This is a genomic window from Streptomyces actinomycinicus (genome assembly GCF_016741775.1).
Taxonomy (GTDB): Bacteria; Actinomycetota; Actinomycetes; order Streptomycetales; family Streptomycetaceae; genus Streptomyces; species Streptomyces actinomycinicus.
This window is the reverse complement of record NZ_JAERRK010000002.1, coordinates 267,441-279,091: the sequence shown is the minus strand read 5'-3', so window position 1 is coordinate 279,091 and position 11,651 is coordinate 267,441. Positions and strand designations below refer to the sequence as shown.

The 11,651-nt window shown below is 72.7% G+C and carries 7 protein-coding genes and 1 pseudogene; 6 read left to right on the top strand and 2 right to left on the bottom strand.

Annotated elements, in window-relative coordinates; genetic code table 11:
* The first annotated feature begins 558 nt into the window (after positions 1-558).
* Positions 559-1,548: a malate dehydrogenase gene (locus tag JK359_RS05290; protein ID WP_201832109.1), complete on the top strand. Its 990-nt coding sequence runs from the start codon at positions 559-561 to the stop codon at positions 1,546-1,548.
* 214 nt (positions 1,549-1,762) lie between these two features.
* Here JK359_RS05290 and JK359_RS05285 read toward each other — a convergent pair whose 3' ends face one another.
* Positions 1,763-3,214 carry an MFS transporter gene (locus tag JK359_RS05285; protein ID WP_201832107.1) on the bottom strand — a complete coding sequence of 484 codons (1,452 nt, stop codon included), beginning with the start codon at positions 3,212-3,214 and terminating at the stop codon, positions 1,763-1,765.
* Between the two features lie 96 nt (positions 3,215-3,310).
* Here JK359_RS05285 and JK359_RS05280 point away from each other — a divergent pair, with 96 nt between their 5' ends.
* On the top strand, positions 3,311-4,228 hold the full coding sequence (locus JK359_RS05280; RefSeq protein WP_201832105.1) for a LysR family transcriptional regulator: 918 nt from the start codon (positions 3,311-3,313) through the stop codon (positions 4,226-4,228).
* Between the two features lie 7 nt (positions 4,229-4,235).
* Here JK359_RS05280 and JK359_RS05275 read toward each other — a convergent pair whose 3' ends face one another.
* Positions 4,236-4,985, bottom strand: coding sequence for a hypothetical protein (locus JK359_RS05275; protein ID WP_201832103.1), 750 nt, complete (start codon positions 4,983-4,985; stop codon positions 4,236-4,238).
* Positions 4,986-5,185: 200 nt separating this feature from the next.
* Here JK359_RS05275 and JK359_RS05270 point away from each other — a divergent pair, with 200 nt between their 5' ends.
* The 4 genes and pseudogenes from JK359_RS05270 (at position 5,186) to JK359_RS05255 (ending at position 11,650) form a co-directional block, all read left to right on the top strand.
* Positions 5,186-6,706 (top strand): aldehyde dehydrogenase family protein, encoded by a 1,521-nt coding sequence (locus JK359_RS05270; RefSeq protein ID WP_201832101.1) that lies wholly within the window; start codon positions 5,186-5,188, stop codon positions 6,704-6,706.
* 74 nt (positions 6,707-6,780) lie between these two features.
* A complete protein-coding gene (locus JK359_RS05265) occupies positions 6,781-8,313 on the top strand; it encodes a GMC family oxidoreductase (RefSeq protein ID WP_201832099.1) in 1,533 nt (510 codons plus the stop codon).
* Positions 8,310-9,479: pseudogene (locus JK359_RS05260) on the top strand (quaternary amine ABC transporter ATP-binding protein); the annotation flags it as partial. The gene JK359_RS05265 and the pseudogene JK359_RS05260, both read left to right, overlap by 4 nt.
* A gap of 236 nt (positions 9,480-9,715) precedes the next feature.
* Positions 9,716-11,650 carry an ABC transporter permease gene (locus tag JK359_RS05255; RefSeq protein WP_201832097.1) on the top strand — a complete coding sequence of 645 codons (1,935 nt, stop codon included), beginning with the start codon at positions 9,716-9,718 and terminating at the stop codon, positions 11,648-11,650.
* The last annotated feature ends 1 nt before the right edge of the window (position 11,651 follow it).

Genomic DNA, 11,651 nt, shown 5'->3' with positions numbered 1-11,651 from the left:
AACAGGCAGAAACACGGCGCCCGCGACCACGCGCCCGCGAACACGGCGCCCGCGAGCACGGCGCCCGCGAGCACGGCGCCCGGAAACACGGGAGGGGGAAATTCCGGCCCAGGACGCATGGCCCGCCGGATCCCGGGCACGCGAACGGTACCCCCACGGGAGTCCGGTACACCGGCCCCCACCGGCGGCCGTCCCCGTCCCACCTCTCCCGGACGGACGGCCGCCTTTCCGTCCCGACGCCCCTCCCGGGTGCTTCGACCGGCCGCCCCCGAAGTGGTACTCCCGGCCGGCCCCGAGCGGTACGCCCGGCCGGCATCGAGCGGTACGCGCGGCCGCCCCCGAAGCGGTACGCCCGGGCCGGTCCCCGGGCGGTACGACCGGCGTCTCCCCCGGGCGGTACGACCGGTTGATCGCCTTGTGGGGTGAGCCACAGGGCCCCGGACGTCTCGCATGCCGGATGCGCGATAGCCTGACCGCTGGATCTCTCTTGACGCCAAGAGATCGATCATCCGCCCGGGGCAGGGACGCCCCACCGCCAGCTGTCATACGGAGAACGCCATGACCCGCACTCCCGTGAACGTCACCGTCACCGGCGCGGCCGGCCAGATCGGTTACGCCCTGCTCTTCCGCATCGCCTCCGGCCAGCTGCTCGGCGCGGACGTGCCGGTCAAGCTGCGCCTGCTGGAGATCACCCCGGCGCTCAAGGCCGCCGAGGGCACGGCCATGGAGCTGGACGACTGCGCCTTCCCGCTGCTCCAGGGCATCGAGATCAGCGACGACCCGAACGTCGCCTTCGACGGCGCCAACGTCGCCCTCCTCGTCGGCGCCCGTCCGCGCACCAAGGGCATGGAGCGCGGTGACCTGCTGGAGGCCAACGGCGGCATCTTCAAGCCGCAGGGCAAGGCCATCAACGACCACGCCGCGGACGACATCAAGGTGCTCGTCGTCGGCAACCCGGCCAACACCAACGCGCTCATCGCGCAGGCCGCCGCGCCGGACGTCCCGGCCGAGCGCTTCACCGCGATGACCCGCCTTGACCACAACCGCGCGCTGACCCAGCTCGCGAAGAAGACGGGCTCCACGGTCGCCGACATCAAGCGCCTGACCATCTGGGGCAACCACTCCGCCACGCAGTACCCGGACATCTTCCACGCCACGGTCGCGGGCAAGAACGCCGCCGAGGTCGTCAACGACGAGAAGTGGCTGGCCGAGAACTTCATCCCGACCGTCGCCAAGCGCGGTGCCGCGATCATCGAGGCCCGTGGCGCCTCGTCGGCCGCCTCCGCCGCCAACGCCGCCATCGACCACGTCCACACCTGGGTCAACGGCACCGCCGAGGGTGACTGGACCTCCATGGGCATCCCGTCGGACGGCTCCTACGGCGTCCCGGAGGGCCTGATCTCCTCCTTCCCGGTCACCTGCAAGGACGGCAAGTACGAGATCGTCCAGGGCCTGGACGTCAACGAGTTCTCGCGCGCCCGCATCGACGCCTCCGTCAAGGAGCTCGAGGAGGAGCGCGACGCGGTCCGCGGCCTCGGCCTCATCTGATCTGACGTGGTGTGACCCGGCGCCGGTGCGCTATAGTTGATCACGCACCGGCCGCCGGGAAACCGGCGCCAGTGATGCGTTGGTGGTCCAAGGAAAGACGCCCCGCTTCCTGCGGGGAGATGCAGGTGCAAGGCCTGCCCGGCGCTCCGTGAACGAAGCCCCTTCCGCAGTACGCGGGAGGGGCTTCGTCGTGTCAGGGGTGCCGCCCCGGCCCTCAGGCCACCGGCTCCTCGGCCACCTCCGCTCCTGCCGCAGCCGCAGCCGTCCCCGACGTCTCCCCCGCCGCAGCCGCCGCCGTCCCCGAAGCCGCCCAGGACGAGCGGCGGGAGCCCCGGTGGCCCATGACGACCACGGCCGTCGCCACCAGCACCGTCACCCCGACCACCCGCAGCGCCGGCGCCATCCCGCCGGCGAAGTCGCTGTGCCCCGCCAGGGCCGTGCCGGCGACGGCGACGCCGAGGGCCGCGCCGGTCTCCCGGGCCGAGGTGCCGAGTCCCGAACCGAGCCCCGCCTGGTGCGGGGGAAGGGACACGACCACGCCCAGGGTGAGCGCCGGCATGGACAGACCGGCGCCCACCGAGATGACCAGCAGCCAGCAGGCGTACAGCGGGTACGGCGTGTGCGCGTCCGCCGTGGACGCGGCCAGCAGGCCCATCCCGATCAGCGCGAGCCCGGTGCCGACGACCGGGCGCGGGCGCGCCGACCAGCGGGCCGCGAACTTGGGGACCAGGGCCATGCCGACGATCAGCGGCACGATCGCGACGCCGGTGACCGCCGGTGCGAAGCCCTTGACGTCCTGCAGGTACTGCGAGTTGACGAAGAACAGGGCGAACAGGCCGAAGAAGCCCGTCGCGAGACCCAGTGTCGAGGCGCGCAGCTCGGCGGCGCGGAAGACACGCGGGTCGAACAGCGGGGAGCGCGACCGCAGGGCGTGCACGGTGAACGCGGCCACCAGCAGGGCGCCCGCCCCGAACGCGCCGAGGATGCGTACCGAGGTCCAGCCGTGGCCGGGACCCTCGATGATGCCGAACAACAGGGCGACCAGGCCCGCGGTGAGCAGCAGCGTGCCGACCGGGTCCGGGTTGTTGCGGGCGGAGCGGTCCGTGCGCGGGGTGGTCACCGCCACGGCGGCGGCGAGTACGGCCGTGAGCGGCACCATGGCGGCGAACAGCGCACGCCAGGACAGGAACTGGCCGGCCAGACCGCCGCCGAGGTTGCCCGCCATGCCGCCCAGCCCGATGGCCAGTGTCCAGGACGCCAGCGCCTGGGCGCGGCGCTCGGGGCCGGCCAGATGCACCAGGATGGACATCGTCGCCGGGGTGATCAGCGCCGCCCCGGCGCCGGAGAGGCCGCGGCCCGTGATCAGCAGGGCCGGGCCGGGGGCGAGCGCGCTGGTCGCGGCGCCGGCGGCGAACAGCGCCAGGCCGGTGAGCAGCGCGCCCTTGCGGCCGAGCCGGTCGCCGAGCGCGCCCGCCGGGATCAGCAGGCCCGCGAAGACGATGACGTACGCGTCGACGGTCCACAGCAGTTCGGTGCGCGAGGGATGCAGGCCGGACGAACTCAGCTGGGGGATCAGCAGGTTGACGGCGGCGACCATGCTCTGCGCGACCAGGACACAGGCGCACAGGGTCAGCAGGGTCGGGCGTTTCAAGGCGTGCGCGGGCACGGCTCCTCCCGGGAGCTGGTGGTGTGGGATGCGCTTCCACCGTAGGCTCGGCGGTGTCCTTGACTCCAGTGCAACCTTCGCAAGGGATACCTGCGTATGACGCAATCCACCGGCCTGGACCTGAATCTGCTGGTCGCGTTGGACGTGCTGCTGGAGGAGCAGAGCGTGCAGGGCGCCGCGCACCGGCTGCACCTGTCCGAGCCGGCCATGAGCCGCACCCTCGGCCGCATCCGCAAGGCGCTCGGCGATCCGGTGCTGGTGCGGGCCGGCCGCCGGATGGTGCCGACCCCGCACGCCCTGGCCGTACGCGCCGAGGTCAGTGCGGTGGTGGAGCGGGCCCGTGCCCTGTTCGCGCCGGGCCGGGACACCGACCTGCGCACGGTCACCCGCACCTTCACGGTCCTCGGTCACGACGCCATGGCCGCCTCCCACGCCGCGGCCCTCTTCGCCCGCGCCGCCCGCGAGGCGCCCGGCATCCGGCTGCGGTTCCTGTCCGAGAGCCATGTCGACGCCCCGTTCCTGCGCCAGGGGACCGCCGATCTGGAGGTCGGCGTGATCGACACGACCGCGCCCGAGGTGCATCTGGAGACCGTCTACGAGGACCGCATGCTGGGCGTCGTACGGGCCGGACACCCGCTGCTCACGGGGGAGCTGACGGCGGAGCGGTTCGCCCGGGAGGCGGGTCACCTCATCGTCTCGCGGCGCGGCAGGCTGCGCGGTCCGGTCGACGACGCACTCGCCGGGCTCGGTCTGGAGCGCCGGGTGGTGGGCAGCGTCGGCACGTATCCCGCCTCACTCTTCGTGCTGCGTGAGACGGACCTGGTAGGGCTGATCAGCCGGTGGGGCCGCTCGCTGGCCGAGACGCTCGGCCTGGTCACCTTCGAGGTCCCGCTCCGGCTTCCCGTGGTGCGGGTGGGGTTCGCCTGGCATCCGCGCCACGACGCCGACCCGGCCCACGCCTGGCTGCGCGGCTGCGTACGGGAGCTGATGCTCCAGGGGCCGGCTTGCGGCTAGAGCCGGTTCACCGGTTCTCGCTCTCGCGGTCCAGATCCGAGAGGTCCACCGACTGGTCAGGGGCGGGGGTGGCGGACGGTACGGGCTCGTCGTAGTCCGAGAATGTCGACGTCTCGTCCGTTCCGTCGCCCTTCTGGACGGACTCGACCAGCAGGTGCGGGGCGTCCGAGGTGATGTACAAGGTGGTTGCGACGCCGTCCATCTCACCCCGTACCGGGATCACGGCCACGTCGTCGAGCGTGGTCGCCTCGCCCTTCGTCGGCGTCCTGTCGAACGAGTCGACGGCCAAGTCCTTCTGGAACGCCCTCAGGTCGCAGACGTCCTCGAAGTCCTTGAACTCCTTCTCGTCCGTGGTGCCGTGGACGTAGCGGTCCTGGAGAAGATCGGCCGTCTCGGTCCCGCCGTCCGGATCCTGGGCCTTCCAGTAGGCCCTGTCGCCCTTCATCCACACCTCGTCGCCCTGCTTGACGAACTCGCTGGTGCCACCGTCGGCGCCGAACGCGAGGGCGCCGACACAGTTGCCCTGACGGTCCAGCGTCAGGTCCATGGACTTGGGCTCCGATCTCTTGTCGGCCGCGGCCCGGTCCTCCAGCTCCAGGCGGAGCGAGTCGGCGTCCTCGGCATTGCGCTGGGCCTCCTCGGCGAGCGCCTGGGCGTCCGGGCCGTCGCCGTCGTCCGCCGCGGCCGCCGTGGTCAGGGCCGGCGAGAACAGCAGTGCCGCGCTCGCCACCGCACAGATCCGCGATCTTCCGGCCATCCGGCACCTCCGTGATCGCCCCAAGCACCCCCTTACAGCGTACTTTTGTCCGTTTTCGACCGCATTTTCAGTGACGCCGCGCACTTTCGCTCATCGATTGCGCATGCAATGCGCGCGGCCGGGGCAGGCGGCCACGGCCCCTGAGTGGGACACCCGTGTCACAGAGGGGCACGGATCAGGAACGGAAGGCAACACCGATCATGGCGGACAGAACGGAACGACAGGCCCAGGCGACCATCCATGCGGGCGGTGAGTGGCTGACGGCGATCTCCGGTGCGACCCGGGAGATCCTCGACCCCGCGGACGCCCGGCCGTTCGCCGTGGTGGCGGAGGGTGACGAGAAGGACGCCGAGCGTGCGGTGGCCGCCGCCCGGCACGCCTTCGACCACGGCCCCTGGCCGGGCACCCCGGCCGCCGAGCGCGCCGCCCTGCTGCGCCGCGTCGCCGACCTCCTCGTACGCGACCGTGCGGAACTCGGCCTGCTGGAGAGCCGGGACGCGGGCAAGACCGCCGAGGAGGGCCGCATCGACATCGACTGTGTCGCCGACGCCTTCCGCTACTTCGCCGACCTGGTGGCCGCCGAGGCCCCGGGCCGGGTGGTCGACGCGGGCTCGCCCGCCGTCCACAGCGTGGTCGTGCACGAGCCGGTCGGCGTCTGCGCCCTGATCACCCCGTGGAACTACCCGCTGCTCCAGGCCAGTTGGAAGATCGCCCCGGCCCTCGCGGCCGGCAACACCTTCGTGCTCAAGCCCAGCGAGATCACCCCGATGACCACCATCGCGCTGATCGAGCTGCTCACGGAGGCCGGGCTGCCCGCCGGTGTCGCCAACCTCGTCACCGGCCCCGGCCACACCGTCGGCGCCCGGCTCGCCGAACACCCCGGCGTCGACCTGGTCTCCTTCACCGGCGGCCTGGTCAGCGGCACCAAGGTCGCCCAGGCCGCCGCGCCCACCGTCAAGAAGGTCGCCCTCGAACTCGGCGGCAAGAACCCCAACGTCGTCTTCGCCGACGCCTGCGCCACCGAGGAAGGCTTCGACACGGCCGTCGACCAGGCCCTCAACGCGGCCTTCATCCACAGCGGCCAGGTCTGCTCGGCGGGCGCCCGGCTCATCGTCGAGGAGTCCGTCAGCGAGCGCTTCGTCACCGAACTCGCCCGCCGCGCCGGCCGCATCCGCCTCGGCCGGGGCACCGAGGAGGGCGTCGAGTGCGGCCCGCTCGTCTCCGAGCAGCAGCGCGCCAAGGTCGAGGCGTACGTCGCCTCCGCGCTGGAGGAGGGCGCGGTGCTGCGCTGCGGCGGCAAGCGGCCGGCACCCTCGCCGACCCGCCCGGAGACCGGCTGGTTCTACGAGCCGACCGTCCTGGACGCCTGCCACCGCGAGATGAAGGTCGTCCGCGAGGAGGTCTTCGGCCCGGTCCTCACCGTCGAGACCTTCCGCACCGAGGACGAGGCGGTGTTCCTCGCCAACGACACCGAGTACGGCCTCGCGGGCGCCGTCTGGAGCGCGGACACCGCACGGGCCCGCCGGGTCGCGGCCCGGCTGCGCCACGGCACCGTCTGGATCAACGACTTCCACCCGTATCTGCCGCAGGCGGAGTGGGGCGGCTTCGGCCGCAGCGGCACCGGCCGCGAACTGGGCCCCGCCGGACTCGCCGAGTACCGCGAGACCAAGCACGTCTACGAGAACCTCGCGCCGAAGCCGGTCCGCTGGTTCGCCGGCTGAACCCCCACACGCCCCGCCGGCGAACCAGTTGACGCACCTCGTACGTCCACCCACCCCCCAGGAGTAACCACCCCATGCCCGGCCACACCCACGAATTCGACTACGTCGTCATCGGCGGCGGCACGGCGGGCTCCGTCATCGCCTCCCGCCTCACCGAGAACCCGGACGTCACCGTCGCCGTCATCGAGGGCGGTCCCAGCGACGTCGACCGCGACGACGTCCTCACCCTGCGCCGCTGGATGGGCCTGCTCGGCGGCGAACTCGACTACGACTACCCCACGGTGGAGCAGCCCCGCGGCAACTCCCACATCCGGCACAGCCGCGCCCGCGTCCTCGGCGGCTGCTCCTCGCACAACACCCTCATCTCGTTCAAGCCCCTGCCCTCCGACTGGGACGAGTGGGAGGCCGCCGGCGCCAAGGGCTGGGGCGCCGTCCCCATGGAGGCCTACTTCGCCCGCCTGAAGAACAACATCGTCCCGGTCGACGAGAAGGACCGGAACGCCATCGCCCGCGACTTCGTCGACGCCGCCCAGTCGGCACTCGGGGTACCCCGGGTCGAGGGCTTCAACCGCAAGCCCTTCACCGAAGGCGTCGGTTTCTTCGACCTGGCCTACCACCCCGAGAACAACAAGCGTTCCTCCGCCTCCGTCGCCTACCTCCACCCGGTGATGGACGAGCGCCCGAACCTGACCGTCTTCCTGGAGACCTGGGCGCACAGGCTGGAGCTGGACGGCACCCGCGCGCAGGGCGTGCACGTACGCACCAAGGACGGCGAGGAACTGCTGGTACGGGCCCGCAACGAGGTCGTCCTGTGCGCCGGCGCCGTCGACTCCCCGCGGCTGCTGCTGCACTCGGGCATCGGCCCGCGCGAGGACCTCGAGGCGCTCGGCATCCCCGTCGTCCACGACCTGCCCGGCGTCGGCGAGAACCTGCTCGACCACCCCGAGTCGGTCATCGTCTGGGAGACGAACGGCCCGATCCCGGAGAACTCCGCGATGGACTCCGACGCCGGCCTGTTCGTGCGCCGCGACCCCGGCCACGCGGGCCCCGACCTGATGTTCCACTTCTACCAGATCCCGTTCACGGACAACCCGGAGCGCCTCGGCTACGAACGCCCGCAGTACGGCGTCTCGATGACCCCCAACATCCCCAAGCCGAAGTCGCGCGGGCGCCTCTACCTGACCAGCGCCGACCCGTCCGTGAAGCCCGCCCTCGACTTCCGGTACTTCACCGACGAGGACGACTACGACGCCAGGACCCTGGTCGACGGCATCCGCATCGCCCGCGAGATCGCGAAGTCCGAGCCGCTGGCCGGCTGGCTCAAGCGCGAGGTGTGCCCCGGCCCTGAGGTACTCGGCGACGCCGAGCTGAGCGAGTACGCCCGCAAGGTCGCGCACACCGTCTACCACCCGGCCGGCACCTGCAAGATGGGCGCCGCCGACGACGAACTCGCCGTGGTCGACCCGGAGCTGAGGATCCGCGGTCTCGACGGCATCCGCATCGCCGACGCGTCCGTCTTCCCGACCATGACCGCCGTGAACCCGATGATCGGGGTCCTCATGGTCGGGGAGAAGGCCGTCGACCTTATCGGAGGTGGTCTTCGATGACTCTCACCGTTCCCACTCGTAAGCCGCCCACCACGACCGAGCCCGTCTTCTCGGTGTCCGGCCTCTGGAAGGTCTTCGGCCCCAAGGCCGACCGCATCCCGGGCGACCCGGAACTCAGTGCGCTCGACCCGGCCGACCTGCGCGCCCGCACCGGCTGCACGGCGGCCGTCCGGGACGTCTCCTTCGACGTCCGCAAGGGCGAGGTCTTCGTCGTCATGGGCCTGTCCGGCTCCGGCAAGTCCACCCTGGTCCGCTGCCTGACCCGGCTGATCGAGCCGACCGCGGGCACGATCTGCATCGACGGCGAGGACGTCCGCGCGATGGACGGCGGCCGCCTGCGCGAACTGCGCCGGCACCGTGCCGCGATGGTGTTCCAGCACTTCGGCCTGCTCCCGCACCGCACGGTCCTCGACAACGTCGCCTACGGCCTGGAGATCCAGGGCGTCGGCAAGTCCGAACGCCGCGAGCGCGCCGCCGAGTTCGTCGCCAAGGTCGGTCTGGAGGGCATGGAGAAGCGCCGGCCCGAACAGCTCTCCGGCGGCCAGCGCCAGCGGGTCGGCCTGGCCAGGGCCCTGGCCGTGGACCCGGAGGTCCTCCTCTTCGACGAACCGTTCAGCGCCCTCGACCCGCTCATCCGCCGCGACATGCAGGACGAGGTGGCCCGCCTGCACAGCGAGGAGGGCCGCACGATGGTCTTCATCACCCACGACCTCACCGAGGCCCTGAAACTCGGCGACCGCATCGCCCTGATGCGCGACGGCCGCGTGGTCCAGCTGGGCACCCCCGAGGAGATCGTCGGCTCCCCGGCCGACGACTACGTCCGCGAGTTCGTCCGGGACGTCCCGCGCGAACAGGTGATGACCTGCCGTACGGCCATGCGCCCGCGGACCCCCGAGGACGCGGAAACCGGCCCGGCGGTCCGCCCGGAGGCCACGGTCGCCGAGGCCATCGAGGCGGTGGCCCGAGCCGGCGCCCCCGCGCGGATCATGGACCACGGCAAGTGCCTCGGCGTAGTGGACCGTGAACAGCTGCTCGACGTCGTCGCCGGCGTCTCCACGGCCACCGCGCCCACCCCCTCCGGGGCCACCGTCCCCACCGCCTCCGCGGACGGTGCTGCCCATGCCTCCGCGGACGGTCATGCCGCCGAGGCCCCGGACACCGCACCCGACGCGAGCGCGGACGGCCATGCCGGCGTGGCCGCGGGCAGCCGTGCCGGCGTGGCCGCGTTCAGCCGTGCCGCCGAGGCGGCGCGGAAGGGCGCCGGAGCGGCGCGGAAGGACGACCCGGGCCACGCGCGAGCGAAGCCGAGCGCCGGGGAGACACCCGGCAAGCACCGGCAAGCGACCCCACCTGCCCCGCGCACCAGCCCGGAGGGCCCCCGCACCAGTCCGGAGGCCGTCTGATGGCAACGCTCACCGTCCCCACCACGCGCACGGACAAACCCCGCGTCCTCAGGAGCCGGGCCGCGGGCAAACTCCTGCTGCTCGCCCTCTTCGCCGCCGTACTGGCCCCGTTCCTCACCCGCTGGGGCAACGGAGCCTGGCCCGACGCCCTGACCGTCAGCCTGGACAAACCCCTCGCGTCGGCCAGTGACTGGGTGATCGACAACCGGGACAGCCACCCGCTGTTCCTCTACTTCTTCGGCTACATCAGCAACGCGGTCGTCCTCTCCGTACGCGCCGTGTACCTCACCCTGCTCGCCGCCGGCTGGACCGGCGTCACGGCCCTCGGCGCCCTGGTCGCCTGGCGCGTGGCCGGACCCCGCCTGGCCGCCGGCTCGGCCGTGGCGTTCCTGACCTGCGGCGCCCTCGGCATGTGGGTCCCGACCATGCAGACCCTCGCCCTGATGGTGGTCGCCGTACTCGCCTCCGTGGCCGTCGGCGCGGTCCTCGGTCTGGCCGCCGGCCTCTCCGACCGGCTCGACCGCGCCCTGCGCCCGGTCCTGGACACCATGCAGGTGCTCCCGGCCTTCTCCTACCTCCTCCCCGTCGTCCTGGTCTTCGGCATCGGCGTCCCCGCGGCCGTCCTCGCCACCGTCGTCTACGCCGCCCCGCCGATGGCCCGCCTCACCGCGCTCGGCCTCCGCGGCGCCGACCCCGAAGTCCTGGAGGCCGTGGAGTCCCTCGGCGCCACCTCCCGGCAGCGGCTGCTGACCGCTCGCATCCCGCTGGCCCGCAAGGAACTGCTGCTCGGCCTCAACCAGACGATCATGATGGCGCTGTCCATGGCCGTCATCGCCTCGCTCATCGGCGCCGGCGGTCTCGGTGACCGCGTCTACCAGGCCCTCGCCTCGGTCGACGTCGGTGCGGCCCTCGCGGCCGGCATCCCGATCGTGCTGCTCGCGGTGGTGCTGGACCGGGTGACCGGAGCGGCCGGTGCGGGAACCACGCGGTCCCGCACCATCGGCTGGCCCTACGCCCTGGCCGTCACCGTGGCGGTCGCGCTCGCCACCCGTCTCCTCGGCGCGCTCGACTGGCCGTCCGGCTGGACGGTGGACATCGCCGAGCCGGTCAACCGTGCCGTCGACTGGATGACCGCCCACCTGTACTCCGGCGTCCCCGTCGTCGGCGGCACCGCGGACTGGGCGGGCCACTTCACCACCTGGGTGCTCGACCCCGTCCGCGACGGCCTGCAGTGGCTGCCCTGGTGGTCCGTGCTGCTCATCGTGGCCGCGCTGGCCTGGCTGATCGGCACCTGGCGGACCGCGCTCACCGCCGTGCTCGCCATGGCCGCGATCGGCGTGCTCGGCGTCTGGGAACCGTCGCTCGACACCCTCTCGCAGGTCCTCGCGGCCGTCGCCGTCACCCTCGTCCTGGGCTTCGCGACCGGCATCGCCGCGGCCCGCAGCGACCGTGTCGAACGCGCGCTGCGCCCGGTCCTCGACGTCTTCCAGACCATGCCGCAGTTCGTGTACCTGATCCCGGTCGTCGCCCTGTTCGGCGTCGGCCGTGCCCCCGCGGTCGCCGCGGCCGTCGTCTACGCCCTCCCGGCCGTCGTCCGGATCACCGCGCAGGGCCTGCGCCAGGTCGACCAGGCCGCGCTGGAGTCCGCACGCTCGCTCGGCGCGACCGGCCGCCAGCAGCTGTGGCAGGTCCAGCTCCCGCTGGCCCGGCGCTCGCTGCTGCTCGCCCTGAACCAGGGCGTGGTCCTCGTCCTGGCCGTGGTCATCATCGGCGGCCTGGTCGGCGGCGGCGCCCTCGGCTACGACGTCGCCTTCGGCCTCGCCCAGGGCGACCTGGCGACCGGCCTGGTCGCCGGTGCCGCCATCGTCTGCCTGGGCCTGATGCTGGACCGGGTGACCCAGCCGACCGGACGCCGCGCGAAGAAGGGAGCGTGAC

Coding starts and splice junctions, on each gene's coding strand:
- JK359_RS05275 (WP_201832103.1), bottom strand. CDS start 4,985: ATGGCCGGAAGATCGCGGATCTGTGCGGTGGCGAGCGCGGCACTGCTG.
- JK359_RS05255 (WP_201832097.1), top strand. CDS start 9,716: ATGGCAACGCTCACCGTCCCCACCACGCGCACGGACAAACCCCGCGTC.
- JK359_RS05265 (WP_201832099.1), top strand. CDS start 6,781: ATGCCCGGCCACACCCACGAATTCGACTACGTCGTCATCGGCGGCGGC.
- JK359_RS05290 (WP_201832109.1), top strand. CDS start 559: ATGACCCGCACTCCCGTGAACGTCACCGTCACCGGCGCGGCCGGCCAG.
- JK359_RS05270 (WP_201832101.1), top strand. CDS start 5,186: ATGGCGGACAGAACGGAACGACAGGCCCAGGCGACCATCCATGCGGGC.
- JK359_RS05280 (WP_201832105.1), top strand. CDS start 3,311: ATGACGCAATCCACCGGCCTGGACCTGAATCTGCTGGTCGCGTTGGAC.